The sequence below is a fragment of the Streptomyces asiaticus genome (assembly GCF_018138715.1).
Classification (GTDB): Bacteria; Actinomycetota; Actinomycetes; order Streptomycetales; family Streptomycetaceae; genus Streptomyces; species Streptomyces asiaticus.
This window is the reverse complement of record NZ_JAGSHX010000006.1, coordinates 1,508,779-1,535,369: the sequence shown is the minus strand read 5'-3', so window position 1 is coordinate 1,535,369 and position 26,591 is coordinate 1,508,779. Positions and strand designations below refer to the sequence as shown.

Below are 26,591 nucleotides of genomic sequence, written 5' to 3'. Positions count from 1 at the left end.
CTCACGGGGTGGTGGCGGCCGCGTGTTCGGCGAGCACACCCGTACGGGTTCGCTGGACGAACCAGTAGTAGGTGAAGCCGCCCAGTGCGACCGCGCCGACGAACAGGACCGCCCCCCAGCGCAGATACCAGTGCTGCGGTCCGGTGGCGTTGTAGACCTGGGCCCGGGGCCAGGCGAGGTTGACGGTCATCGCGGTGCCCCACAGCACGGCCAGGACATTGACCGGCAGCCCCAGCCGCTCCAGCGAGAAGCGGCCCTCGGCCGGGCGCCATTGGCCCCTCAGCCGCCGTACCAGCATGGGCAGGGTGACCATCAGATAGGCGAAGTAGATCATGATGATCGCGATGCTGGTGACCACGGAGAAGATCTGCGGCTGGTTGATGTTGAGGACCAGGATCGCGATGGCCACCAGCCCGATCAGCACCGCCGGCAGCAGCGGGGTCTGGAACCGCGGATGGACCCGGGCCAGCCGGGAGCCGCCGGGCAGGTTGTTGTCCCGGGCCATGGCGAACATCAGCCGGATGGCGGCGGTGTGCACGGCCAGCGCGCATACGGTGATCGCGACGACCACGCACCACAGCACCATCAGGCCCACGCCGTGGCCGAGCGTGGAGAGCACCACGAACTGCAGGCCGTCCACTGCCAGCCGTTTGTCGCGCGGATTCGGCACCGCCATGAGGGCGAAGAGCAGGATGAGCCCGCCGAGGGCGAACGACGCCACCAGCGCCCGCAGGATGGCGCGCGGCGCGTTACGGCCCGGGTCCACGGACTCCTCGCCCAGCGAGGACGCCGTGTCGAAGCCGTACATCACATACGCCGAGGCGAGCGAGGCGGTGAGGAACGCGCCGAGGTAGCCCAGCGGTTGCCCCTGGCCACGGCCGAAGGTGTCCAGCACCACGGACGGGCCGCGGGCGATGTTCGCGGCCAGCAGCAGGATCAGCACCACCGTGGCGATCAGCTCGATGGCCACGCCCGCGGAGTTGATACGGGCCATCAGCTTCACCCCGAAGCCGTTGACCATCATGGTGAACAGGATCAGCACACTGCCGAGCAGCACCGCGTTGGCCGCGCGCTCGGTCCCGGTGGAGCCGTCGCCGATGAACTGGAACAACGAGGAGATCTGCGGCAGCGTCACCTGGTACGCGAGCGCCACGGCCGCCAGCGACACCATCGAGGCCGTCATCATCATCCAGCCGCCCAGCCAGCCCACATGCGGACCGCCCAGCAGCTTGGACCAGTTGTAGACCGAACCGGCCACCGGATAGCGGCCGGCCAGCTCGGCGAAGCACAGCGCCACCATCAGCTGTCCGGTGAACACCATCGGCCACGACCACCAGTACGCCGGGCCGCCGTGCGCCACGCCGAAGTAGAACAGCTGGAAGGTGCCGGTCAGGATGGAGATGTAGCTGATCCCGGCGGCGAAGGTGTGGAAGTTGCCCAGGGTGCGCTTGAGTTCCGGACGGTAGCCGAGCTCGGTGAGCGAGTCGTCGTCGTGCGCACCGTCCGGCCGTGGCTCCGGCGGCGGTCCGTCCGGTTCGGTCGCCGTCACTCGAACCATCGCTGCGGACGGGGCGCGGTGTTGCGCCAGATGTGCTTGAGCTCCTGGTACTCGTGCAACCCGGACGGGCCCAGCTCCCGGCCGAAACCGGACTGCTTCATCCCGCCCCACTCGGCCTGCGGGACATACGGATGGAAGTCGTTGATCCATACGGTCCCGGCCCGCAGCCGGGACGCCACCCGGTGCGCCTTCTCGGTGTCCTGCGTCCACACCCCGCCCGCCAGGCCGTACACCGTGTCGTTGGCGAGCGCCACCGCCTCGTCCTCGTCCCGGAACCGCTCCACGGTGAGCACCGGGCCGAACGACTCGTCCTGCACCACCGACATGTCCGGGGTGCAGTCGTCCAGCACGGTCGGCAGGTAGTAGAAGCCCTTCGCCAGGTCCGGGTCGTCGGGCGGGGTCCCGCCGCAGCGCAGCACCGCGCCCTCGTCGACCCCCGCCGCCACATAGTCGGCGATCTTCTGGCGGTGCTGGGCGGAGATCAGCGGCCCGGTGCGGGCGTTCTCGTCGAACGGCCCGCCCAGCCGGATGCTCCGGGCCCGATGGACGATCTCGTCGACGAACGCGTCATGCAGCTGCTCCTGCACCAGCAGCCGGGCACCGGCCGAGCACACCTGCCCGGAGTGCAGGAACACCGCCGTGAGCGCGTAGTCCACCGCGGTGTCGAAATCGCAGTCGGTGAAGACGATGTTGGGGTTCTTGCCGCCCAGCTCCAGGGCGAGCTTCTTCACCGTGGGCGCGACGGCCGACATGATCCAGCGTCCGGTGACCACCCCGCCGGTGAAGGACACCATGTCCACGCGTTCGTCCGTGACCAGCGGCGCGCCCGCGGTGGCCCCCGAGCCGAGGATCAGATTGGCGGCGCCGCCCGGCAGCCCGGCCTCGGTCAGCAGCCGCATCAGATGGATCGCGGTGTGCGGGGTCAGCTCGCTGGGCTTGAGGACGAAGGTGTTCCCGGCCGCCAGCGCGGGCGCCACCTTCCAGGCCGTCTGGAGCAGCGGGTAGTTCCACGGCGTGATCAGCACACACACCCCGACCGGTTCGTGCACCACCCTGCTGTCGATCTCCGGGCTGCCCACCTCCACCACGCGGCCACCGCTCCCGGAGGCGGCGAGGGTGCCGAAGTAGCGGAAGCAGTTCGCGATGTCGTCGAGGTCGTACTCGCTCTCGACCAGCCGCTTCCCGGTGTCCAGGGACTCGGCGCGGGCGAGCGTCGGCTTCTCGCGCTCCAGCAGTTCGGCCACCCGCAGCAGCAGCCCGCCCCGGTCACCGGCCGGGGTGCCGGGCCACGATCCGCGGTCGAACGCGTCCCGGGCGGCCGCCACCGCCGCGGCGGCGTCCTTCGGCCCCGCCTCGTCGACCACGGCGACCAGCGAGCCGTCCGCCGGGCAGCGGATCTCGCGGCTGTGTCCGTCGAGGGCGGTCGTCCAGTGGCCGCCGATGAACAGCTCCGGCATGGGTTCCTCCGGGCTCGGACGACAGGGCCGGTCCCGAGTGGATCCATCGACGCACCCGTCCGGCCCACATACCGAGCGTAAGCGGCACCGGTCCCTCGCGCACGGCGTACGGAGGGCGGGGGCGGGGGCCGCGGGCGCGGGAGCGGTGGGGTGTGAGCGGGGCCCGAGGGCCCCGACGGCCCCGGCGAGATCGGCCGGGTGCGCGCCAGGGGCGCCTGGGGTCGTCGCCGGGGTGCGGCTCGGCGGGCGGTGGGTCACCGGGGCCGTGCGGTTCGCGGCCCGGAGTGTGGCGCGCGGGCGGGCGCGGCCTCGCGCGACGGGCCGGGCTACGGGTGCTCCGGGAAACCATCTGCCGGCGGTAGGTGTGACCGGACGTGTGGGCGGCACAATCCCTGGCATGGTCAACGCGTCCGAAGCCCACCGCGGCCCCGAGCCTCCCCGCGCTCCCGAAGCCCACGGCGCTCCCGGAGCCGACGGCGGCTCCCAAGCCCTCGGCGCTCCCGGAGCTGACGGCGGCTCCCAAGCCCTCGGCGCTCCCGGAGCTGACGGCGGCTCCCAAGCCCTCGGCGCTCCCGATTCCCGGCGCGCCCTCGCCGACGAATTGCTCGCCGCCCTCGATCCGCTGCCCTTTCCGCGCCGGATGCGGGAGCTGGCCGGGCGGGCGCGGGCGGCGAGTGCCGAGGGGCGGCTGGGGGCGCTGATCGAGGAGTTGGAGCGGCGCGGGACCTACGAGCGGCGGCTGGCGGCCGTGGCCGCGGCCGCCGGCGGGCGCACCGGCCACCTCGCGGCGCGGCTCGCCGACCCGGACCCCGTGGTGCGGCACCGCGCCCTCGACACCGCCCGCCGCGGCGGCCCCGGAGCGGTCCCGGACGCCGCGCTCGAGGCGGCCTTCGAGGACGCGCCCGCCACCGTACGGCGCGAACTGGCCCGCACCGTCGTGGCCGGGCGGCGCACCGCGCTCGCGGACCGGCTGATCGAGCCGTTCCGGGAGCGCTGGGGCGACGGCGAGGCCGCCCGGCTGCTCCCCGGATGCGGCGCCGAGACCGTGGCGCGGCTGCTGCCCGGGCTGTTCCACGCCGTCCGTGGCTGGCGGCCCCTCGTCTCCCGGCACCCGGTGGCCGTCCTGGACGAGGCGGCGCGCCAGCTCGCCGCGCTGCCCGCGCCGCTGCGCGCCGACTGGTGGACCCGCTACGCGCCCTGCGTCGCGCTCGCCGCGCCCGTCGAGCCCGAGCGGGTGCTGGAGCTGCTGGAGGACTACGGCCAGGGCCCGCTGCCGACCCCCGTACGGGCCCGGCTGTCCGCGCTGGTGACCGCCGATCCGAGCGGTACGCTGCGGCTGCTGCTCGCCCCCGAGCACAGCGGCACCCGGCGGCGGCTGGACCGGGCCGTGCTGCGCCGGATGGTCCGCGCCGACCCGCCGGAGCTCGCCGAGCTCGGCCGTGCACTGCGGCACGACGCGGACCCCGAAGCCCTCGCCCGGCTGCTGGCCGCGCTGCCGCCCGCCCGCCGCTCCGCGCTCTACGACCGGGCCACGTACGACCAGTCCAGCGGCGATCAGGCCATGTACGGCCAGGCCACTGGCGATCGGGCCACCGGCGATCAGGCTATGTACGGCCAGGCCATTGGCGGCCAGGCCATTGGCGGCCAGGCCATTGGCGACCGGGCCACTGGCGACCGGGCCACCGGCGGCCAGGCCGCCGACGGCCAGGCCATGTACGGCCAGTTCAGCGGCGATCAGGCCACGTACGGCCAGGCCGCCGACGGCCAAGCCACGTACGACCAGTCCACCGGCGGACGCGACGCCGCCCATGCCGCCCATGCCGCCCACGCCGACCACACCGTGATCGAGCCTGCCGTGCTCGAGGTCCTGCCGCGCCCCCGCCGCCAGGCCGAGGCCCGCCGGATGGCCGTCCAGGCGCGCGAACGCGGCGCGCCCTGGACCACCGTGCTGGAGTCGGTGGCCCATCTGCCGGTCGAGGAGGCGCGCGAGGAGCTGGCGGCCGCCGTGCGCCGCTCCTCGGCCGAGGACCGCGCCCTGGCCCATCCGCTGCTGATCCGGTGCGTCGCACGCTCCGGCGACCCGGACGCCCTCACCGAGCTGCTGCGGCAGCTGGAGCGGTTGCGCAACGAGCAGGACCCGGTGCGCTCCGCGGTGCTCGGCGCGCTCGCCCACACCCACCCCGCGCTGTTCACCGACGACGCCGCCGAGCAGCTGGACCGGATCGCCGCCGACGCGATCTCCGCCCGCGACTCGTCCTCCGCCACCCGCCAGGCGCTGCGCCACCTGGCCGTGGCGCTGCTGCGCGAACACGCCGTCACCGGGCGGCGGCAGCTGCTGGGCTGGGCGCTGCGCACCCTCACCCGGCTCGCGGGCAGCGTCGGCGCTGCCGACCTGGGCCGCCTCGACCACCAGCTGCGGCGCGGCCAGGAGCAGGCGGTGTTCGAGGCGTTGCGGCCCTGGCTGGAAGCGGGCGCCGAACGGGTCGACCACGAGCTGACCTTCGCCCTCGCCCGCTCCCTCGGACGGCGCGCCCACACCCTCCCCGAGCTCCAGGAACTCCTGTGGCAGGCCATCTCGTTCGGCAGCGACGCGACGGCCCGCACCGCCATCGGGCTGTGGCTGGAACCACCGGCCGAGCGGGACGCCCGCGTGGCCGAACTGCTCGCGCACGAGCCCTCGGCGGCCGTGCTGCCGCCCGTCCTGGCCGTGCTGACCCGCCGTCGCACCGATCTGCTCGACCTCGTCCTCGGCGACACCCCGCCGTACGGGCGCTTTCTGACCCCCGGCACCCACTGGACCCCGCCCACCGGGCGGGACACCGGCCGCTGGCTGCCCCGTCAGCAGGCCGCCGCCGCCCGCGTCCTGGACCGGGCCGCCGCCGACACCTCCCTGCGGCCGGGGCAGCGGGCGGCCGCCGTCGCCGACGCCGCGCCGATCCCCGGCCACGGCGCGGCCACCGTCCGGACCTGGACGGACACCGACGATGTGGTCCTGGCCGAGACCGCGCTCGCCGCCCTCGCCCGCACCGACCGCCCCGGCGAGGCCCTGCCCGTCCTGTTCGCCCACGCGGGCGGCGACCGGGCCCGGGTCGCGATGTACGCGGCCACGAGGGCGTCCCGGTACGTCGAGCCGTCACGGCTGGGGCGGCTGGTGCGCGGGGTGCTCGCACCGGACGGGGTCGCCACCGCCGTACCGCCCGTCCCGGCGAAGGTCACCAGCCGTAAGGAGGCCGTCCGGCTCGCCGCCACCCTGCTCCCGGTGGCCGACGCCGCCGCGCTGCTCGCCGACGCCTTCGAACTGCCCGGCCAGCACCCCGATGTGCAGGCCGCCTGTGTCGCCTTCGGCACCGGGCTGCTCGACACCAAACGCGCCTGGGAGCTGCTGACCGCCGCCGCGAGCGGCCGGCGCGAGCTGCGCCACGCCGTGCTGCGCACCCGCCCGCTGGACCTCGCCGAGGCCCACCGCGGCCGCTACGCCCAGCTCATACGCGCCGTCTACGACACCGACGACCCCGAGGTGGCCGCGGCCGGATACGGCGCGCTGGCCCGCTGGTCGCCATGGGCGCCGGACGCGGCGGCCGTGCTGGTGACGGCCGTCACCGACCTGGGCAACCGGGCGAGCTGGCGGCCCGCCGCCGACGCCCTGCTGGACCTGATGGCCGCGGCGCCCGACGGTTCGCCCGGTGACAACCCGCTGGCCTGGGCGCTCGCCGCGCTCGCCACCGCCGACGCCCGGCCCGGCGGCCCCGACGCCGAACCGGACCGGGACCGCCCCGCGCACCGCCGCATCCGGCACCTGGCCGACCGGCTCGCCACCCTGGCCCGGATGCGGCCGCGGGTGACCCGGCGCACCGCGCGGGCCGCCGGTGAACTCCTCGCCGGGTACGAGACGTTCGTCCAGGAGGCGGCCCATGTGCTGGTGAACGCCATCGACCTGGACTCCCGCCCCGGCCCGCTGGCCGCCGCCCTCGCCCGCCTCGCCCGGCTGCACACCACCCGCCCCGCGCTCGCCGTCCGTACCGCCGACGCCCTGCGGCGACGGCTGAACACCGCCGCGCGGCCGGGCTCCGACGCGGCCCTGCTGCGCGCCGCGCGGGAGCTCGACGAGGACGGCGGCCACGCCTCCGGGCTGTTCGCCGCTACCCTCACCGAGGTGGCCGGGGCCCGTACGGATTGGGCGGAGCACTGGCGGGAGCGGCTGCGCACGCTGCGCGGCCATCCGCACGCGGATGTGCGGGACGCGGCGCTGCGGCTTACGACGACGGTGGAGTGAGGTGGCGGTGAGGCCGGGGCCCGGGGCCCCGGGATCCTGTGGACCCCTGGGGCTTCGGGGCCCCTTGGGGGCTTCGGGGCCCTGGGGGCTTCGGGGACCCTGGGGTCAGTCGCTCTTGTGCCAGGTGCCGTCGGCGTAGTCGTAGGCGTAGGCGGGGCGCCCCTTGATGCTGCTGGTGCGGAACGGCGAGCCGTGGTCGTCGATCCGCACTGTCCCCGAGCGGTCCCCGCTCGACCAGTCCAGCTCCAGGTACCAGCTACAGTCGCAGCCCGCCGTCCGGGCGTTGACCAATAACACCTCGGGGTCGGATGCCGAGACGCGGTAGGGGAAGTGGACGGCGGGGATCGGCTTGCCCGCGTCATTGCCGTCCGTGGGCCGGGCCAGCGGACGGGCGGCGTCCAGATTCACCGAGAAGGCGCGCGGGGTGAGGGATCCCCCGCAGCCGTTGTCCATGGCGAACGACGACCACGCGAGCGGGGTGCGGCGGCCCACCACCCGTACGTGCAGGGCCTGAAGGACGACGGCCGACGAGGCCCGGCCCTGCACCGTGACCTCCACATTGGTGGTCCCGCCGTGCACCGCGTCATGGGCGGCGGCCCAGGTCGGGGCGTCCTGCTCGGTGGGCGGCGGGGCGACCTGGGCCGGGGGCCGGTCGATGAGATAGCGGTGGCCGCAGCCGTTCTCCCAGACATGGGAGCGGGTGGCGAGGGTGAGCGGGACCTGGGTGGACCCGCCGTGGTCCGTCCCCTTGGACGCGCCGGGCGCGGGGGAGCCGGAGGCGCCCTCCTTGGCCCTCCGCTCCTTACCGCGTTCGCCCTTCCCCTCATCGCCGCCGCGCGGCGAGCCGGACTCCTTGTCGCCGTCCGTCTTCTGACGGTCCAGATGGCCCCGGGCGGTCGGCCCGGCGGGTGAGGTGGAGGTGGGCGCGGCGGAGGGAGGCACGGCCGCGGCGTCCTTACGGCTGTCCTCCCCGGGCGGCCGCACCTCGACCGCGGTGACGGCGAGCACGACAACGGCGGCGGCCCCGGCGAGCAGCGCCCATGGCCGGCGTGCGCGTGAGGTGGTGGCGGTGTCGGTGGTGCCTGCCGCCACGGCCCGCAAACGGGCTCGCTTGGCGGGCGGGGGGCCGGTCTCGTCCGTGGGCGTGGGTCCGGTCTTGTCGGCGGCCGCGGGTTCGGTCTCGGCCGTGGGTGCGGGCCCGGTCTCGCCCGTGGGCGCGCCGGGCGGTCGGGGCTGGGGGTCGTCGGCGCGGTCGGTGCCGTCGGCGCGGTCGGTGGCCGGGGGCCATGGGCGGGGTGGTTGGGCTTGGCCGGTGGCCGTGGGTTCGGCCTCGTCCGTGGTCGCGCCGGGCGGTTGGGTGCGGGTGCCGTCGGTCAAGGTGCCGTCGGCGCGGTCGGTGCCGTCGGCCCGGTCGGTGGCGTCGGCGCGCTGGTGCGGGTCGCCGTACGGGTATGCGGCCGCGCCGCGGTGCGCGGTGCCATGGGCCTGTGCCGACCGGTCCGGGCCGTTGTCGTCTCCGGGGCGGCCCGACGCGGGGTCGGCCGCGGCGGACGCGCGGCGCGCGGCCGGGTGGGCGTCGGACGGCGGAGTGGCCCTCGACGCGTCGGCCGGGTCGGCGGTGTCGTGTCGCTCATCGGCTGCGGCGCCCGGCTGAGCGTCGCGCGAGCGCGCCCCGGCCTCCGGCCCGCCGCTGCTGTCTCCGGCCGGGCCGGTGGCCGTGGCCGCATCCGGGTGCGGGCCCGTCATCGGGCCCGGGCCGGGCGTCGCGGTGGTCCCGGACGCGTCCGAGGCGGCGTCGGCGCCTCGTACGCCGGCCGACTGCCGAGGCTCACCGCCGCCGGACCGGGCGTCCATCCTCCGCGCGGTGCCATCCGCGGCGCGGCCGCCGGACGCGTCCTCGCCCCCGCGCGGAGCCGACATCGCACGCTCCCGCGCGCGGCGCTTCGCGGCGTCCGCGAGGATCCAGCGGCGGTGGAGCGCGACCAGCTCCTCCGGGGCGGCGCCGCACAGCCGGGCGAAGCGCTCGACGGGGGCGTAGTCCGCCGGGACCGCGTCGCCGTTGCAGTAGCGGTGCAGCGTGGACGTGCTGACGTGCAGTCGTGTGGCCAGCGAGCCGTAACTGCGGCCCGAGCGCTCCTTCAGTGCCCGCAGTCTCTCGGCGAAGTCCTCTACCTCTTTGGCGTTCCCCACGCCCTCCACCCCCCAATATCGTCCCCGGCGCCGCGCATCGTCCCGTGGGCGTCCCACGAGCGCGTTCCAGGGTGTTGTCATACCCCCAAGTCAGCGTACGTGCAGGCGTTCCAGCGTCCCGAATGCCCCGCCGGTCGTAGCCGCCACGGCCAGGTGGCGCACACGCTTGTCCTGCCGCCGCGACCTCCCGGTGCGACGGCGACATGCTGAAACCCTGAGATCGGGAAGAGACGGGGAAACACCTCATGCGCAAGCCCACGCACTCATTCCGCGGCGCCGCGCTCGGCGTCGTGGCAGCGGCCGTCGGGATCGTGGCCGTGGCCGGGACCGGGCCGGCCCTGGCCCATGCACCGTCGGCCCAGGCCCAGGCCCAGGCCCAGGCCCAGGCCCAGGCCCAGGCCCGGGGGGAGGTGCGGGTGGCCGTGCCCCTGCGCACCCCCGGCCACCTCGTGCCCAGGGAGCTCCCGCCGCATCCGAGCTCCGACTGGTACGCGAGTGATGTCACCAAGGGCCTGCCCGAGACCCCTCCGTTCTGCGTGGAGAAGACCTTCCCGTCGGCCGGGGCGACCCACCGCACCTTCTGGACCGAGTACGACACCGGCGCCACCCAGATCGTCGTCAGGACCGGCACGGTGGACGCGGCCCGCAAGCTCGCCGCCGCGGCCGAGAAGAAGATCCGGAACTGCGCCGCCGACTGGGAGCGCCAGTACCCGGAGGGCACCGCCTCATGGCGGGACTACGGCGCCCTGACGGCCGAGGACGGCGCCCATGTCTACGGCGTCCACACCTCGTATCCGGACTCGGAGCCCGGCATCCATCTCTTCGGCGTGGGCCGCGACGGCCGGACCGTCACCGTCGTGACGTGGGGCGAGATGGGCGGCTACGACCAGGCGCCGCTGGCCGACTTCAAGCGCACCGCCACGACTGCCGTGGTCAAGCTGTACCACCCGTGAGCGGGGCCTGACGGGGGTCTTACGGGGGACGGGGGACGCGGGCCGATCGGGCTGACGGGGGCGGCCCGAGGGGGCGGCGGGGGACGGGGGACGTGCCCTGACGGGGGACGCGGGCCCGAGTGAGTCCACGGGGGTGACTGGCTCGGGCCCGACGGGGGACGGGGGAGAGGCCCCGAGCGGGCCGACGGGGGACGTGGGGGACACGGCCCGAGGGGGCGACGGGGGCGGGGACCGGTGGCGGCCACGCGTACACACGGGGGTACGCGTCGCCGCCACCTCCGTGTGTCGCCAGTTCCGCGTGTCGCTACCTCCACGTGTTCCGGGGCCGCCGTCCCGGGGGCCACGGTGTTCGGGGAGTGGCCATGTCACCCGGGGGTTGCCAAGACCCGGGGAGGTGACGTGTTCAGGGCAACCGGGCCTCGGTCAGGTGACGTGTTCCCAGGAGCCGCGGAGACCCCGTGGCGGAGGGTCGATCATGAGGGTGCGTGGCCGATATGGTCGAAGTACGCCGCCCCACCGGACGCCCGACCGTCGGAGGTTTCCCGTGCCGAACGGATCGCTCTCCCTAGCCGCCTCGCTCTACCTGCTCTCCTACGACCCCGAGACCGGCCAACCCGCCGGTGCTCACACCGCCCTCCTCGTCCGCGCCGCCGCCCTCACCGAACTCGTTCAGCGGGGCATGCTCACCGACGCCGACGGCAGCCCTTGCCCCGTGCCTGACGCCACCACCGGCGACCAAGCGCTCGACGGGCTGCTGGAGCTGATCGGCGAATCCCGGCCGCGCAGCTGGCAGATCTGGGTGGGCCATCAGCCGCGGCTGACCGAGCACGCGGTCCGCGACCAGATGGTGACGGCCGGATATGTGCGGGCGAAGGGAAAGCGGATGCTGGGGCTGTTCCCCGCCAAGGAGTACCTGCTGGAACGGCCCGACCAGGTGGCCGGGATGCGGGACGACGCGGTGCGCGTGCTGCACGGTGAGCAGCCGGCGGCCGAAGTGTCCGAACGGGACGCGGCGTTGGTCACCCTGGCGGCGGCGGGTGAGCTGAGGTCCGTGGTGACGGCCACGGACGCCAAGGTCCGCAAGCGCCGGATCCTGGAGCTGGGGGAGCGCTGCGGGGGCATGGGCCCGGTGCTGGAGAAGGTCATCGCGCAGGTGCGGACGGCGCTCGCCGCCGCCGTCGTCACGACCATGCTGGCGTCGACCACGGCCGTGACCGCCACCTGACCCCTCCCTCACCGGTGGGGCGGGCTCGGGCGCCCGTACGGGCCAGGACGTCGGTACGGGCCAGGCGCCCGTACGGGCCCGAGCCTCCGTTCCGGCCCGGCCCGGGCTTCCGTACGGACCTCAGGCGTCTCTCAGCAGGGATGCCAGCCCCTCGTCCAGGTCGAGCTCCCCGGCCTCGCTGCCCTCGGGGACGACCGCGTACGACCGGCCGAGGAATCTGCGGAGGTCGGCGGTGTCGAACTGGACCATGGCCATGCCCTCGGGGGCATGGAACTCCAGGACCGTCCCCTGCGGTCCGCTCGGCCACATCTGCACATCCCCGCTGCCCGCGGGGCCACGCAGCCCGGCCGCGAGCAGCTCGCGCCCGAACGTCCACTCCACCGCGGAGCCGTCCAGGGACGCGGAGGGCGGGAAGGAGATGTGGACGGCGAACGGGTCGTCCCGCTCGTAGTGCAGGCACGCCGGAATCGCGCGTGACTCGGGCGTCGACGCGATCAGCTGTGCCTGGACGGCTTGGTCGATGACAGTGGTCACGTCGGCTCCCTTGCGATAGGTGCGGGGCGCGTCGCCCTTACGACCGTTAAGACGTTTGAGCGATCAGGCCAGTGCACCCACTTTCGACGTGACGTGCGTCACGACTGATTTTTCGAGGGGACATAGGGCATTTAGGCTTGCCAATCCATGCAAGGTCTCGGACGCCGTGCGGAGCTGTTACAGAAACGTCGGCCATGACGAGGCACCCACCCCAGGGGTTGTTCCACCATGACCGAAGGTCACGCGGCGCTCGACACGGCCGCCTACAGCCGAATCTACGAAGCCGAATATTCGCGTCTGTGCGGATATGCCCGAACTCTCACCGGCAACCCCTGGGTTGCGGGAGACCTGGTGGCCGAGGCGCACTACAGCGTGTGGCGTCGGATCCGCGCCGGGCATCCCCTCGGTGCCGATGCCGTCCCGGCCGAGCTGACGGGCGCCGTAAGGGCGCTGTCGGCCGGGGTGAGGAACGGGGGTCCTTCGCAGCAGGCGTCGTATCTCGAACCGCTCGTCCAGGTCCTCGGCGAGCTGCCGCAGCGCTGGGTCAAGGTGCTGTGGCTCGCCGAGGTGGACGGGCTCCCGCCGGAGGAGGTGGCGTGGCGGGCCGGGGCGAGCCCGGATGGCGCGGCGGCCCTGGTGGAGCGCGTCCGGGAGAGCGTGCGCCAGGAGTTCCTGCGCGCCCAGCCCGGCTATCCGGCGAGTGCCGCGTGCGGTGGGCACTGGGAGGGGCTGCCCGACCATGTGCGGGGCACGGACTCCCCGCATCAGGCCGAACAGATCGCCGTGCACATCGACGGCTGCCAGGACTGCCGGGGCCGGATGGAGCAGCTGGTCGCGGCCGACGACCGGCTGTCCGCGCTGACCGGCCCGGCGCTGCTCGCGCTGTACGACCGGGACATGGCGCGCTTCCTGGCGCCGCTGGCCGCCGCCGGTGCGGTGGGGGCCGCCGGAGCGGGTGCCCTGGCGACCGGCGGCGGTGCGCACGCGGCGCCCTCGAACGGGCCGCTGGTCTCCTCCCGCCGTTCCATGCACCACCTCGTCCGCGGGCAGGTGCGCCAGGCGGGGCCGGTGGCGGTCGCGGCGGCCGCGGGCGGTGTGCTGTTGGTCGCGGGGGCGGCGGTCATGACGGGGCTGGCGCTGACGGACGGCGGCTCGGCGGCAGCGCAGCAGCCGGCGGCGGCCTCGGAGCCGTCCATATCGGACACATCCGACTCCGCTGACCCTTCCAGCTCTTCCGCTTCTTCCGCTTCTTCCGGGTCGTCCACCGCGTCCGGGGCCTCGCGGCACTCGGAGGGCTCGCGGGCGGGCGTTCCGGGGGAGGCGTCCCGGAACCGGCCGACCACCGCGAGCGTGCCCACCGGGCACTCCCCGACGGATGTGCCGTCCAGCGCCGTGTCCCCCTCGCGCAAGGCGCCGACGTCCGGTTCCTCCGAATCGCCCTCGTCGCGACCGTCTTCGCCGACCGAGTCGAGCGGTCCATCGCACCGGCCGACCGAGAAGCCGACGGACGGCGGCACGTCGGACCCGGAGGGCACCCCGAGCGGGCAGCCGACGCGGCAGCCCACGGACGAGCCGACGCAGCGGCCCACGGCCAAGCCGACCGACCCCGGCTCCGACTCCGGCTCCGGGTCCGGCGACTCCCGGGACTGCGTCTCGCTCGTGGTCCGGCTCTGCGTGCGCTGACCTTGCCCCGGGGGCCGTGCGCGGTCCCCGGGGTTCAATTTGCCCAGAGTCAATTACGGAACGTATCAGGTGCGTTGCCCTCCGGAGCGTAAGCTCAAAACAAGCCGGCGGTCCCAGCCGGACAGCGGGACCAGGAGGGATGGACCGATGACGTTCCAGCCGCGCGAACTCTTCCCCGACCGCTCCGCACGCGACCTGTTCGGCGCGGAGATCCGCCGCCACCGCGAGAAGGCGGACATGTCGCTGCGGCGGCTGTCCGAGGTGCTGAACTACAGCAAGTCCCACCTCGCGCGGATCGAGGCGGCGGAGTCGCTGCCGTACGACGACCTACCGGCGAAGCTGGACGCGTGCTTCGGCACGGATGGGTTATTCGCGAGGCTGCACGCGCTCGCCAAGAACGAGCCGTTTCCCGGTAAATACCGGCGGGTGGTGGAGATCGAAAGCCGGGCGGTCGTCATCGAGCAGTACATCAGCGGAAGTGCTTCCGGACTGCTCCAGACACCGAAGTACGCGGAGTCATTGATGCGCGGTGTCCATCCGCATGCGCCGTACGCGGAGATCGAGGCGATGGTCAAGGCCCGTGTCGACCGGCAGGCGTTGCTGGGTCGACCCAAGCCACCACGCTGCTGGTTCATCCTCGACGAGGCAGTACTACGCCGCCCCGTTGGTGGATCAGAGGTAATGCGCAATCAGTTGGCGTCTTTGATTTGGCGTGGGACAGAGTCACACGTGACCATCCAGGTGCTTCCCTTCGCGGTGGGTGAGCACCCAGAGATGCTGGGTGGCGCGCTGACGCTCTACACGGTGCCCGAGGGACCGCAAGTGGCCTACGAGGAAGGCAGTCGGTCCGGGACCATCATCGAGGACCGAGAGGGAGTCGCAGTGCGCCGGGAGAACTACGATCTGCTCAGGGCCATGGCCCTCTCGCCTCGCGACTCGGAGGCGATGATCCGAGCCGTCATGAAGGACTGGACCCATGCCGATCAACCCGGACCTGAGCACTGCCGCGTGGTGCAAGAGCAGTTACAGCAATGGTGACGGCGGCGAATGCGTCGAGGTCGCCGACAACCTCCCGGGCCTCGTCCCCGTCCGCGACTCCAAGGACCCCGACGGTCCCGCCCTCCTGTTCCCCACCGAATCGTGGGGCGTGTTCATAGCCTCCCTCAAGGCGTAAGCCGAAACGGGCTCCTTACGGTCGCTGCTGGCGGTAATCGGCGAGGGCCGGGGCCGTACGCGTGGCAAGGAACTCGGTGATGGTGTACTCGCCGACGCCCGCGACCACGAAGGGGTCGCTCGCCAGCATCTCCTCGATCTTCGCCCGGTCGTCGCCGAGCGCCAGGATGACCCCGCCGTCGCGGGGGTTCTTGGGCCCGGAGGCGAGGAAGGCGCCGTTCGCGAAGTGATCGTCCACCCAGACGAGGTGTTCGGGGAGGGCGGCCTCGACGCGGTCCGCCGAGGCGGTGTACGTGATCTCCAGTACGAACATGACGGGCAGGCTAGTAACGTGAACCGCACGATGACCAGCGCCGTCGATCCACGATATGAACTGCCCCGCGACTGGCCCACGACCGAGGCCGAGGCCATCGCCGTCCAGGAGCGGACGCGGGCGTCCGTGGTCGTCGGCGGCGAGGTGCCCGAGCCGGGCACCGGCACCGGCGCGGTCGTCGGGGCGGACGTGGCGTACGACGACGAGCACGACCTGGTCGCGGCGGCCGCCGTCGCCCTGGACGCCCATAGCCTCGACGTCGTCGCGGAGGCGACCGCGGTGGGCCGCGTCTCCTTCCCGTACGTCCCCGGGCTGCTGGCGTTCCGTGAGATCCCGGCCGTCCTCGACGCGCTCGGCGACCTCGACCGGCGGCTCGGCCGCCGCCCCGACCTGGTGGTGTGCGACGGCTACGGCCTCGCCCACCCCCGGCGGTTCGGGCTGGCCAGCCATCTCGGGGTGCTCACCGGGCTGCCCACCATCGGCGTCGCAAAGAACCCCTTCGGCTTCCGCCACGCCGACCCGGGGCCGCGCCGTGGCGACTGGTCGCCCCTGCTCGACAGGGACGAGGAGGTCGGCCGGGCGCTGCGCACCCGCGACGCGGTGAAGCCGCTCTTCGTCTCCGTCGGCCATCGGGTCACCATCGCGGACGCCTGCGCTTACACCCTGCACCTGGCCCGCGGCTTCCGGCAGCCCGAGACGACACGGCGCGCGGACGCGCTGTGCCGCCGGGCCCTGAAAGCCGCCACGCTCTGAACGCGGTGTGGTGAGCCCGACGTCCGGACGTGGCGGCTGTGCACGCGGTACTCCGAGCGCGGCGCCGGGCGAACCCCTGTACCCCCCGGCGTCGCCTGCCCCCGGGGTGCCGGATGCCTCAGACCCGCCGCGTCTCGGCCAGGAAGCAGCCGAACTCGACGGCCCGCACATGCACCGCCGCCACCCGCGGGTCCCCGTACAGCTCGGCCAGCCCCTCCTCGATCGTCGGTTGGCCGTCGTTCGGCAAGTCGTTCAGCAGCCGCCCGCCGAGGATGTTGCCCTCGGCCGTGTACGCCCGCAGCACCCGCCGCCGGCCCCGGATGCCGTCCGCGACGCCGGGGCCGGTCCAGCCGTCGCACTCGTCGAGGTGGATGAAGACCGGGCCGACCTCGTCGTAGGGGCCGGGCCTGGCCCCCGTCTCCCGCGCCCAGCGGCGCAGCGGGGCGTAGGAGACGAGCGCGATGGTCTCGTGCGGCCGGCTCCGGCCCAGGCAGCAGCGCATCGGGCTGCCGCCCTCCTCGTCCTCCACCACCGGCCGCGGCACGTTGCCCGCGTCATCGGTGATCCGCAGCTGCTTCAGCACCTCGGGCGCGATGGCCCGCATTTCATAGTTTTCGTCCATGCGGTCAAGCCTGGCCGGTGGGGTCGCGGCGCGCTGGCGGGATTCGGACGAGGCGCTGCGGCGGGAATGTACTTGACAGGGCGATGGCGCTCCGTCAGATTCGGGCCCGAACATAGGACGTCCCACGTCCGTATTGTCCCGCTATCCAGAAGGCTGGGTGTCGATGAGTCTTCCGGCTCCCCTTACCGGTGTCGTTCCGCCCCTGTGCACCCCGCTCACGCCCACGGGCGAGGTCGACACGCGTTCCCTCGCCGCGCTCGCCGAGCGGCTGATCGACGCGGGGGTGAGCGCGTTGTTCGCGCTCGGCTCCAGCGGAGAGGCTGCCTATCTGAGCGACCGCAGCCGCCGTACGGCCCTTACGGCGGTCATCGAGGCCGCGGGCGGCCGGGTTCCCGTGCTCGCGGGGGCGATCGACATGACGACCGCGCGGGTGCTCGATCATGCCCGTACGGCGGCGGAGCTGGGCGCGGACGGCATCGTGGCCACCGCGCCCTTCTACACCCGCACCCACCCCCTGGAGATCGCCGACCACTTCCGGCGGCTGCGCGACGGCGTGGACAGGCCGCTGTTCGCGTATGACATCCCGGCCTCCGTCCACTCCAAGCTGACGACTTCGATCCTGCTGCCGCTGGCCGCCGACGCCACGCTGGCCGGGGTCAAGGACAGCAGCGGGGACGACGGGGCGCTGCGGCGGCTGCTGGTCGAGGTTCGCCGGCGCGGTCTCGCCGACACCTTCACCGTGCTCACCGGCTCCGAACTGGCGGTGGACGGCGCCCTGCTGGCGGGCGTCCATGGCGTCGTCCCGGGGCTGGCCAACGTCGATCCGGCCGGGTTCGTCCGGCTGTACGAGCACGCGCGCGCGGGGCGCTGGGAGCAGGCGGCCGCCGAACAGGACCGGCTGGCCGCGCTCTTCGCCATCACCGACGCCGGGGATCCCACCCACATGGGCGGCAGTTCCTCGGGCCTGGGCGGCTTCAAGGCAGCGCTGCGGCTGCTGGGCGTGATCGACTGCGCGGACACCGCCGCGCCCCAGGTGCCGCTGGGCGAGGCCGCCGTCAAGATCGTGCGTCAACTCCTGGAGGAGGGAGGGCTGTTGTCGTGACCGAAGCCGCCAGGGTGCCCTGGTACCGCGAGGTCTCACCCGGTCAGTGGAAGTCCCTGTTCGCCGCCTGGATCGGCTATCTGCTCGACGGTTTCGACTTTGTGCTGATCACGCTCGTCCTGACCGAGATAGCCGACGAGTTCGACCTGAGCACGGCGTCGGCGGCGAGCCTGGTCTCGGGCGCCTTCATCACCCGCTGGCTCGGCGGCGCGGTGCTGGGCGCGCTGGGCGACCGCTACGGGCGCAAGGCCGCCATGATCGTCAGCATTCTGCTCTACTCGCTCGCCACCTTCGCCTGCGGGTTCGCCTGGAACTACATCAGCCTGTTCACGGCCCGCCTAGTGATTGGCATGGGCATGGCTGGTGAGTACAGCGCAAGCGCCACCTACGTCCTGGAGAGCTGGCCCGCGCGGCTGCGCAACCGCGCCTCCGGCTTCCTCATCTCGGGCTACTCGGGCGGCACCATCATCGCCTCCGAGCTCTACAAGTGGGTGGTGCCGCACTGGGGCTGGCGCTGGATGTTCTGGATCGGTGTGCTGCCGGTGGTGGTCGCCCTGTGGGTGCGGCGCGCGCTCCCGGAGGCCGGGGACTGGCACGAGGAGGTGGCGGCGGCGCGGAGGCGGCCGAACCCCTTCCGGCCGCTGTTCGCCGGACGCATCCGCGCGAGCGTCAACACGGCGCTGACCGTGGCCGCGAACGTCGCGCTGTTCCTGGTCTTCACCCCGGCGGGGGCGGGCTGGCGCTGGCCGCTGTCGGTCCTGGCGGCGGGGTGCCTGTTCGCCTTCGCGGCCCAGCTCGGCGGACGGCGCCGCTGGCCGCTGTACGTGTCCCTGATGTGCACGGTCTTCTGCGCGTTCCTCTACAGCTGGCCGATCCAGGCGCTGCTGCCCACCTATCTGAAGGAGCAGCTCGAGTACTCCCCTTCCGAGGTCACCGATGTGATGTTCTACGCCGGGTTCGGGACCATGGCCGGCTGCTGGCTGGCGGGCTTCGTGGGTGACTGGCTCGGCACCCGGCGCGCCTACGCCGTGACCCTGCTCGCCTCGCTGGCCTTCGTCTTCCCGGTGTTCGCGGTGCAGGACTCGCTGGTCGGGCTGGGTGTGCTGCTGTTCTTCCTGCTCGCGCTGAGCCAGGGGATCTCGGGCATCCTGCCGAAGTACATCGCGGGCCACTTCCCGACCGGGAGCCGGGCGGCCTCGCTCGGCTTCGTCTACAACACCGGGGCGCTCGGCGGCGCGGTGGCGCCGGTGCTCGGCGCCCATCTGGCCGAGGGCATGTCCCTCGGACGGGCGCTGGCAGTGCTCACCTTCGGGCTGACGCTGGTGGTGATCGTGCTGGTCGGCGCCGATGTGCCGCGCCGGCTGGGCCGGCTGACCGATCCGGAGGGCGACGAGGACCATCTGGTAAACGGACAGCCGCTGTCGATGGCGGGGCCCGACCTGAAGAAGACCTGATCCGAAAGGCCCGGTCGGCGCCACACCCGGCCCGCCGCGCGCCCGCACGGCCGAACCCCCTTTCCGGTCACGGGGCTTGGTTGTCCACAGACCCAGGAGAGGGCTTGTGGAATGCGGGACGCGTTCTTAGCATCGGCGGTGTTACAGCGGTGGTGTCACACGATGGGGGGACGGAATGACGGTCGCGGAGGAAGGGGCGGCGAGCGGCCCGCTGGCCGGGGTGCGGGTGGTGGAGCTGGCCGGGATCGGGCCGGGTCCGTTCGCCGCCATGGTCCTCGCCGACCTCGGAGCCGACGTCGTGCGCGTCGACCGCCCCGGAGGCGCCGGGGGTCTGCGGATCGACCCGGACTACGATCTCGCCAACCGCAACAAGCGCTCGGTGCTGATCGACCTGAAGTCCGACGGGGGCACGGCCGTCGTGCTCGACCTCGTCGAGCGCGCCGACATCCTCGTCGAGGGCTACCGCCCGGGGGTCGCCGAGAAGCTGGGCCTCGGCCCGGACGACTGCCTGGCCCGCAACCCCAAGCTGGTCTACGGCCGGATGACCGGCTGGGGCCAGGAGGGCCCGCTCGCTCGGACCGCCGGCCATGACATCGGCTATATCGCCGTCACCGGCGCCCTGAGCATGATCGGCGCCGCCGACGGCCCGCCCGTCGCCCCCGTCAACCTCCTGGGGGACTACGCGGGAGGCTCGCTCTACCTCGTCATCGGCCTCCTCGCCGCCCTGCACCACGCCCGCGCGGGCGGCCCCGGCCAGGTCGTGGACGCCGCGATCGTCGACGGCACCGCCCATCTGACCGCCGTCATCCACGGCATGATGGCCGCCGGCGGCTGGCGGGACCAGCGCGGCAGCAACCTCCTCGACGGCGGTTGCCCCTTCTACGGCACCTATGAGACCGCCGATGGCGGCTATATGGCGGTCGGGCCGCTGGAGCGCAAGTTCTACGCGGAGTTCATCGAGCTGCTGGGGATCGCCGACCGGGCCCCGGCCCGCGATGACTTCGACAGCTGGGCCGCGCTGCGCGCCGCCATCGCCGACCGCTTCAAGGAGCGCACCCGCGAGGAGTGGACCGCCGTCTTCGGCGCCTCGGACGCCTGCGTCGCCCCCGTGCTGTCGCTGCGGGAGGCCCCGGCCCATCCGCAGCTCGCCGCCCGCTCCACCTTCGTCGACCACGGCGGGATCACCCAGCCCGCGCCCGCCCCGCGCTTCTCCGCCACTCCGGGCGCGGTGCGCCGCGCGCCCGCCCGGCCCGGGGCGGACACCGACGAGGTGGCCCGCGACTGGGGAGTCACCTCACTCATCGAGGGAAACCCGTCGTGAGCCCCATGTCCGCGCTTCCCGCCGGACCACTGAGCCGTCACCGCCCCAACCCTTCCCCGAAAGGCCGCTGACGTGAGCACCGAAGCGTATGTGTACGACGCCATCCGCACCCCGCGCGGGCGCGGGAAGGCCGACGGTGCCCTGCACGGCACCAAGCCCGTCGATCTGGTGGTGGGCCTCATCCACGAGCTGCGGCGGCGGTTCCCCGAGCTCGATCCGGCGGCGATCGACGACGTGGTCCTCGGCGTCGTCAGCCCGCTCGGCGACCAAGGCTCCGACATCGCCAAGATCGCGGCCATCGCGGCCGGGCTCCCGGACACCGTCGCGGGCGTCCAGGAGAACCGCTTCTGTGCCTCGGGCCTGGAGGCGGTCAACCTGGCGGCGGCCAAAGTCCGTTCCGGCTGGGAGGACCTCGTGCTCGCGGGCGGGGTCGAGTCGATGTCGCGCGTGAAGATGGGCTCCGACGGCGGAGCCTGGTTCGCGGACCCGATGACCAACTACGAGACCGGCTTCGTACCGCAGGGCATCGGGGCCGACCTCATCGCCACCATCGGCGGCTACAGCCGCCATGACGTGGACAGCTACGCCGCGCTCTCCCAGGAGCGGGCCGCCCGCGCCTGGAAGGAGGGGCACTTCGACCGCTCGGTGGTCCCGGTCCGCGACCGCAGCGGGCTGACCGTCCTCGACAGGGACGAGCACATCCGCCCCGGCACCACCCCCGAAACCCTGGCGGGGCTGAAGCCGTCGTTCGCCGCCATCGGCGAGGCGGGCGGCTTCGACGCGGTGGCGCTACAGAGGTACCACTGGGTCGAGGCGATCGACCATGTCCACCACGCGGGCAACTCCTCGGGGATGGTGGACGGTGCCGCCCTGGTGGCCATCGGCAGCCGTGAGGTCGGTGAGCGCTTCGGGCTGACGCCGCGCGCCCGGATCGTCTCCGCCGCCGTCTCCGGCGCCGACCCCACCATCATGCTCACCGGCCCGGCTCCCGCCACCCGTAAGGCGCTCGGCAAGGCCGGGCTGACCATCGACGACATCGATCTGGTCGAGATCAACGAGGCGTTCGCGGCGGTGGTGCTGCGCTTCGTGGACGACATGGGGCTGAGCCTGGACAAGGTCAACGTCAACGGCGGCGCGATCGCCATGGGCCATCCGCTGGGCGCCACCGGCGCGATGATCCTCGGCACGGTGATCGACGAGCTGGAGCGGCGCGGCGGGCGGTTCGGGCTGGTGACGCTGTGCGTGGGAGGCGGGATGGGCATCGCGACGGTGGTCGAGCGGCTCTAGGGGGTGTCCGACGGATCCTGACGCCTGTGGCGGGTTGCTTTCCCCTCCCCGCCCCTTCCCTCGACTGGGGCTCTGCCCCGGACCCCGGGTCCAGGGGCGGAGCCCTGCCACACGGCTCCGCCGCATGGTCCGCCGGACACCGCGTAGAGCCGCCGGACACCGCGTAGAGCCGCCGGACGCCGCGTAGATCGGCCGGACGCCGCGTAGAGCCGGGCCGCTCTCAAGACACCGCCGTTGCCCCTTCCTTCCCGCCCTTCCCCACGCCCCTTCGCCCTGGAGACCTCAGATGACCCACCCCACCACCGCCTCGACCATCCGCTGGGAGCAGGACGACGAAGGCGTCGTCACCCTGGTGCTCGACGACCCCGATCAGTCCGCCAACACCATGAACGCCGCGTTCATCGACTCCCTCGACGCGATCGCCGACCGCGTCGAGGCCGAGCGGGACGCCATTCGCGGCATCATCGTCACCTCCGCCAAGAAGACGTTCTTCGCCGGTGGCGACCTCAACGACCTCATCCAGGTCGGGCCCGGCCAGGCCCAGGAGGTCTACGAGAAGAACCTCCGCGTCAAGCGCGCGCTGCGCCGGATCGAGACCCTCGGCAGGCCCGTGGTGGCCGCGATCAACGGCGCGGCGCTCGGCGGCGGGCTGGAGATCGCCCTCGCCTGTCACCACCGCATCGCCCTCGACGCCCCCGGGGCCCGCATCGGCTTCCCCGAGGTCACCCTGGGCCTGCTCCCCGGCAGCGGGGGCGTCGCCCGTACCGTACGGCTGCTCGGCGTCACCGACGCGCTGCTCAAGTGGCTGCTCCAGGGCACGCGATACAGCCCCCTGCGCGCCCAGGAGGCGGGGCTGGTGCATGACGTGGTGACCACCCGCGAGGAGTTGCTGACCCGGGCGCGCGCCTTCATCGCCGCCCACCCCGAGTCGGCGCAGCCGTGGGACGACAAGGACTACCGGATTCCGGGCGGCACCCCGGCGCATCCGAAGTTCGCCGTCAATCTGCCCGCCTTCCCCGCCAATCTGCGGAAGCAGCTGAACGGCGCCCCCTACCCGGCGCAGCGCAACATCCTGGCCGCCGCCGTCGAGGGGTCCCAGGTGGACTTCGAGACCGCGCAGACCATCGAGGCCCGGTACTTCACCGAGCTGGTCGTCGGCCAGACCGCCAAGAACATGATTCAGGCGTTCTTCTTCGAACTACAGGCGGTCAACTCCGGTGCCAACCGGCCGCAGGGGATCGAGCCCAGCCAGGTCCGCAAGGTCGCGGTGCTGGGCGCCGGGATGATGGGCGCGGGCATCGCGTTCGCGTGCGCCAAGGCGGGCATCGAGGTCGTCCTCAAGGACGTGTCGGTGGAGGCCGCAGCCAAGGGCAAGGCGTACTCCGAGGGACTGCTGGCCAAGGCGCTCGCCAAGGGCCGCACCACCGAGGCCGAGCGGGACCAGCTGCTGGCCCGGATCACCCCGACCGCCGATCCGCGCGACCTCGAGGGCTGTGACGCGGTCATCGAGGCGGTCTTCGAGGACCCGGCGCTCAAGCACAAGGTGTTCCAGGAGATCGAGGGCGTCGTCGCCCCGGACGCCTTGCTGTGCTCGAACACCTCCACCCTCCCCATCACGCTGCTCGCGGAAGGCGTGCAGCGCGCCGACGACTTCATCGGGCTGCACTTCTTCTCGCCCGTCGACAAGATGCCGCTGGTCGAGATCATCAAGGGCGGGCGCACCGGCGACAAGGCGCTGGCCCGCGCCTTCGATCTGGTGCGGCAGATCAGCAAGACCCCGATCGTGGTCAATGACTCCCGGGGCTTCTTCACCTCCCGCGTCATCGGCCACTTCCTCAACGAGGGCGTGGCGATGGTGGGGGAGGGCATCGACCCGGCCTCCGTGGAGCAGGCCGCCGCCCAGGCCGGATACCCGGCCAAGGTGCTCTCCCTGATGGACGAGCTGACCCTCACCCTGCCGCGCAAGATCCGTGAGGAGACGCGCCGGGCCACCGAGGAGGCGGGCGGCGAGTGGCGGCCGCATCCGGCCGACGCGGTCATCGACCGCATGGTGGTGGAGTTCGGGCGCCCCGGCCGCAGCGGCGGCGCGGGCTTCTACGACTACGACGCGACGACCGGCAAGCGCACCGGGCTGTGGCCGGGGCTGCGCGAGCACTTCGCACCGGGCGGGTCCGGAGACGCCGTGCGCGAGGGCACCCGCATCCCCTTCGAGGACATGAAGGAGCGGATGCTCTTCTGCGAGGCCATCGACACCGTGCGGCTGCTGGAGGAGGGCGTGCTGACCTCCGTCGCCGACGCCAACATCGGCTCCATCCTCGGCATCGGCTTCCCCGGCTGGACGGGCGGGGTGCTCCAGTACATCAACGGGTACGAGGGCGGCGTGGCCGGTTTCGTGGCCCGTGCCCGGCAGCTGGAAGCGGCGTACGGGGAGCGGTTCGCCCCGCCCGCGCTGCTGCTGGAGAAGGCGGAGCGCGGGGAGCGCTTCACGGACTGACGACTAGGGGGCCCGGCGGATCCTGGCGCCCGCGGCGGGCTGTTCCCCTCCCCTCCCCGCCCCTTCCCGCTGCATCGATACGCGGCCCCGCCGCGTGGCAGGGGCTCCGCCCCTGGACCCCGCTTTCCAGCCCCTGCGGCGTTTGAGGAGCGGGGTCGGGGGCGGAGCCCCGGGGGGTGCGAGGGGGCGCAGCCCCATCGTTTCGGGAAGGGGCGGGGAGGGGAACAGCCCGCCGCAGGCGCCCGGCCGGTCCGGCCGCCCGTCAGCGCGCGCCCAGACGGCGTTCCAGCCGCTCGGCCACCCCCGGGCACCGCTCCCTCGTGATGTCCAGGAAGGCCGCCAGCACGGGGGAGCGGTCCTGGGCGCGGAACGACATCACCAGCTCCGGCAGTTCCACCCGCGGACTCACCTCGCACACCCGGACGTCCGGCCGCGCCGCCACCCGCAGACAGGCCGGGCCCAGCCCCACCCCGACCCCACACGAGGCCAGCCCGACGATGGTGTGCGCGTCCCATGCCTCGGTGACCCCACCGGCCCGCGCGGGCACGTCGAGGCCCTCGCCCAGCAGCCCGGCCAGCCAGGCGGCGACCGTCGGCTCCTCCTCCGCGGGCGCGACGATCAGATGCTGCCCCTTGAGCTGTTCGAGGCTCACCTTGGCCTGCCCGGCGAAGGGATGGGCGGCCCCCACGACCGCCACCAGATGGTCCCGGCCGACCGTGACCGACACCAGATCCTCGGCACCGGCGCCCCGGGGCGCCCCGCGCCCGATGGCGAGGTCCAGCTCGCCCGCGAGCAGCGCCGCCGTGGACCGGCGGGTGGACATCTCCTGAAGCCCCAGCCGTACCTCGGGTCGGTCGCGGATGAACGTGCCCAGCACGGACGGCAGAAGCTCCAGCAGCGCCGAGCCGATGAAGCCGAGCCGCAGCCGCCCCGTCTCACCCCGGGCGGCCCGGCCGGTGTCCGACACGGCGGCCGACATCTCGGCCAGCGCCCGGCGCGCCCTGGCCAGGAACGCCTCACCCGCGGCGGTCGGGAACACCCCGCGCGCCGTACGGTCGAAGAGTCGCGCGCCCAGCTCCCGCTCCAGCGCCGCGATCTGCTGGGACAGCGGGGGCTGGGCGATGCCGAGGGCGGCCGCCGCCCGTCCGAAGTGCTGATGCTCGGCCAGCGCCAGGGCGTAGCGCAGATGACGTGACTCCATCGGACCGAGGATAGCCGAGGCGATATTCAGGAGATATCGGCGACGGGGTTGTCAGCTATGAGGGTGGATAACGCCTGGCCGGGCCGGTGGACTGTGCTCATGAGTGCCACGAGCCCCAGAACCCCTCTCACCGATTCCCGCCCCGGCCCGGTTCCGTCCGGGACCGTGTTCGTGCTGGTCCACGGCGCCTGGCACGCCTCCTGGCAGTGGGCGTCCACCCAGCGCGCCCTGGCCCGGCTCGGCGCGGCGAGCCTCGCCGTCGATCTGCCGGGGCACGGCTTCGAGGCACCGCTGCCCTCGGGCCTCCTCCTCCCCGGCCAGCCGGGTCTGGCGACCGAGAAGTCGGCGCTGGCCGGGGTGACCCTGGAGGAGTGCGCGGAGGCCGTCGTCACCGCGCTGCGATCGGTCCGCCGGTGTCCGAAGGTCGCCCTGGTCTCGCACAGCGCCGGTGGCGCCCCCGCGTCCCTGGCCGCGGAGCGGGCGCCCGAGCTGGTCGACGAGCTGATCCATCTGTCGTCCTTCGTCCCCGCCGGGCGCCCGCGCTTCGCCGACTATCTGACGTCCCCCGAGCAGACCGCGACCGCGCGGGGGCAGGGGCTGATGCTGGGCGACCCGGAGGCCATCGGCGCGTTCCGGATCAATCCGCGCTCCGCCGATCCGGCGTATGTGGAGGAGCTGCGGATGGCCTTCTACGACGACGTCCCCGCCGAGTCCTTCGCCCGCTGGTACCAGGCCCTGAGCCCGGATCTGCCCTTCGCGGTGCCGACCACCCCGATCGCCCTGACCCGGGAGCGGTGGGGCCGGATCCCGCGCACCTTCATCCGGTGCGCCGAGGACTGGGCGTGCACCCCCGCGATGCAGGATCTGATGATCGCGGAGGCCGACGCGGCCATGCCGGACCGGCCCTTCACCGTGCGGCCGCTGCCGGGCAGCCACTCGCCGTTCGCCGCCCGCCCCGAGGAGCTCGCCACCGCGCTCATCGGCGGCCGCTGACCCAC

20 protein-coding genes are annotated in these 26,591 nt (G+C 73.5%); 13 read left to right on the top strand and 7 right to left on the bottom strand.

What is annotated here, in order from left to right; genetic code table 11:
* Position 1: 1 nt before the first annotated feature.
* Positions 2 to 1,558, bottom strand: coding sequence for an APC family permease (locus tag KHP12_RS14160; RefSeq protein ID WP_211833011.1), 1,557 nt, complete (start codon positions 1,556 to 1,558; stop codon positions 2 to 4).
* Positions 1,546 to 3,015 carry an aldehyde dehydrogenase family protein gene (locus KHP12_RS14155; protein ID WP_210610145.1) on the bottom strand — a complete coding sequence of 490 codons (1,470 nt, stop codon included), beginning with the start codon at positions 3,013 to 3,015 and terminating at the stop codon, positions 1,546 to 1,548. The genes KHP12_RS14160 and KHP12_RS14155 overlap by 13 nt, the downstream gene beginning before the upstream one ends.
* A 397-nt stretch (positions 3,016 to 3,412) precedes the next feature.
* On the opposite strand from KHP12_RS14155, the gene KHP12_RS51010 reads away from it, so the two are divergent.
* On the top strand, positions 3,413 to 7,288 hold the full coding sequence (locus tag KHP12_RS51010) for a hypothetical protein (protein ID WP_246648534.1): 3,876 nt from the start codon (positions 3,413 to 3,415) through the stop codon (positions 7,286 to 7,288).
* A 105-nt stretch (positions 7,289 to 7,393) separates the two neighbouring features.
* On the opposite strand, the gene KHP12_RS53355 is transcribed toward KHP12_RS51010, so the two are convergent.
* Entirely contained in the window at positions 7,394 to 9,478 is a 2,085-nt protein-coding gene (locus tag KHP12_RS53355) for a helix-turn-helix domain-containing protein (protein WP_372455194.1), read from the bottom strand.
* 245 nt (positions 9,479 to 9,723) lie between these two features.
* On the opposite strand from KHP12_RS53355, the gene KHP12_RS14140 reads away from it, so the two are divergent.
* On the top strand, positions 9,724 to 10,431 hold the full coding sequence (locus tag KHP12_RS14140; protein ID WP_211833010.1) for a hypothetical protein: 708 nt from the start codon (positions 9,724 to 9,726) through the stop codon (positions 10,429 to 10,431).
* Between the two features lie 544 nt (positions 10,432 to 10,975).
* Positions 10,976 to 11,656 (top strand): GOLPH3/VPS74 family protein, encoded by a 681-nt coding sequence (locus KHP12_RS14135; protein WP_086882976.1) that lies wholly within the window; start codon positions 10,976 to 10,978, stop codon positions 11,654 to 11,656.
* Positions 11,657 to 11,776: 120 nt separating this feature from the next.
* On the opposite strand, the gene ssgD is transcribed toward KHP12_RS14135, so the two are convergent.
* A complete protein-coding gene (ssgD, locus tag KHP12_RS14130; protein ID WP_037962267.1) occupies positions 11,777 to 12,190 on the bottom strand; it encodes a spore wall synthesis regulator SsgD in 414 nt (137 codons plus the stop codon).
* Between the two features lie 228 nt (positions 12,191 to 12,418).
* Between ssgD and KHP12_RS14125 the strand changes: the two genes are divergently transcribed.
* From KHP12_RS14125 to KHP12_RS14115, 3 genes are all read left to right on the top strand, one after another.
* The gene (locus KHP12_RS14125) at positions 12,419 to 13,873 is read left to right on the top strand and encodes a hypothetical protein (RefSeq protein WP_211833009.1); all 1,455 of its coding nucleotides are present in this window, start codon (positions 12,419 to 12,421) and stop codon (positions 13,871 to 13,873) included.
* 147 nt (positions 13,874 to 14,020) lie between these two features.
* Positions 14,021 to 14,911, top strand: coding sequence for a helix-turn-helix domain-containing protein (locus tag KHP12_RS14120; protein WP_107471799.1), 891 nt, complete (start codon positions 14,021 to 14,023; stop codon positions 14,909 to 14,911).
* Complete coding sequence (locus KHP12_RS14115; protein ID WP_086882977.1) at positions 14,850 to 15,047, top strand: DUF397 domain-containing protein; 198 nt, start codon at positions 14,850 to 14,852, stop codon at positions 15,045 to 15,047. The genes KHP12_RS14120 and KHP12_RS14115 overlap by 62 nt, the downstream gene beginning before the upstream one ends.
* Positions 15,048 to 15,062: 15 nt before the next feature.
* On the opposite strand, the gene KHP12_RS14110 is transcribed toward KHP12_RS14115, so the two are convergent.
* The gene (locus KHP12_RS14110; protein ID WP_086882978.1) at positions 15,063 to 15,359 is read right to left on the bottom strand and encodes a YciI family protein; all 297 of its coding nucleotides are present in this window, start codon (positions 15,357 to 15,359) and stop codon (positions 15,063 to 15,065) included.
* Between the two features lie 30 nt (positions 15,360 to 15,389).
* On the opposite strand from KHP12_RS14110, the gene KHP12_RS14105 reads away from it, so the two are divergent.
* Positions 15,390 to 16,112: an endonuclease V gene (locus KHP12_RS14105; protein ID WP_086882979.1), complete on the top strand. Its 723-nt coding sequence runs from the start codon at positions 15,390 to 15,392 to the stop codon at positions 16,110 to 16,112.
* Between the two features lie 118 nt (positions 16,113 to 16,230).
* Here KHP12_RS14105 and KHP12_RS14100 read toward each other — a convergent pair whose 3' ends face one another.
* A complete protein-coding gene (locus KHP12_RS14100) occupies positions 16,231 to 16,734 on the bottom strand; it encodes a DUF1203 domain-containing protein (RefSeq protein ID WP_244202959.1) in 504 nt (167 codons plus the stop codon).
* A gap of 163 nt (positions 16,735 to 16,897) precedes the next feature.
* On the opposite strand from KHP12_RS14100, the gene KHP12_RS14095 reads away from it, so the two are divergent.
* From KHP12_RS14095 to KHP12_RS14075, 5 genes are all read left to right on the top strand, one after another.
* A complete protein-coding gene (locus KHP12_RS14095; protein ID WP_211833008.1) occupies positions 16,898 to 17,836 on the top strand; it encodes a dihydrodipicolinate synthase family protein in 939 nt (312 codons plus the stop codon).
* Positions 17,833 to 19,290: a sialate:H+ symport family MFS transporter gene (locus KHP12_RS14090; protein ID WP_211833007.1), complete on the top strand. Its 1,458-nt coding sequence runs from the start codon at positions 17,833 to 17,835 to the stop codon at positions 19,288 to 19,290. The genes KHP12_RS14095 and KHP12_RS14090 overlap by 4 nt, the downstream gene beginning before the upstream one ends.
* Positions 19,291 to 19,465: 175 nt before the next feature.
* Positions 19,466 to 20,611, top strand: a complete 1,146-nt coding sequence (locus KHP12_RS14085) for a CaiB/BaiF CoA transferase family protein (protein ID WP_086882983.1) — start codon at positions 19,466 to 19,468, stop codon at positions 20,609 to 20,611.
* A gap of 72 nt (positions 20,612 to 20,683) precedes the next feature.
* Positions 20,684 to 21,898 carry an acetyl-CoA C-acetyltransferase gene (locus KHP12_RS14080; protein ID WP_037962257.1) on the top strand — a complete coding sequence of 405 codons (1,215 nt, stop codon included), beginning with the start codon at positions 20,684 to 20,686 and terminating at the stop codon, positions 21,896 to 21,898.
* Positions 21,899 to 22,184: 286 nt separating this feature from the next.
* On the top strand, positions 22,185 to 24,392 hold the full coding sequence (locus tag KHP12_RS14075) for a 3-hydroxyacyl-CoA dehydrogenase NAD-binding domain-containing protein (RefSeq protein WP_210610151.1): 2,208 nt from the start codon (positions 22,185 to 22,187) through the stop codon (positions 24,390 to 24,392).
* Between the two features lie 262 nt (positions 24,393 to 24,654).
* Here the strand turns inward: KHP12_RS14075 and KHP12_RS14070 are convergent, their stop codons facing one another.
* Positions 24,655 to 25,593, bottom strand: a complete 939-nt coding sequence (locus tag KHP12_RS14070; protein ID WP_086882566.1) for a LysR family transcriptional regulator — start codon at positions 25,591 to 25,593, stop codon at positions 24,655 to 24,657.
* A 99-nt stretch (positions 25,594 to 25,692) separates the two neighbouring features.
* Here KHP12_RS14070 and KHP12_RS14065 point away from each other — a divergent pair, with 99 nt between their 5' ends.
* The gene (locus KHP12_RS14065; RefSeq protein ID WP_086882565.1) at positions 25,693 to 26,586 is read left to right on the top strand and encodes an alpha/beta hydrolase; all 894 of its coding nucleotides are present in this window, start codon (positions 25,693 to 25,695) and stop codon (positions 26,584 to 26,586) included.
* Positions 26,587 to 26,591: the final 5 nt, after the last annotated feature.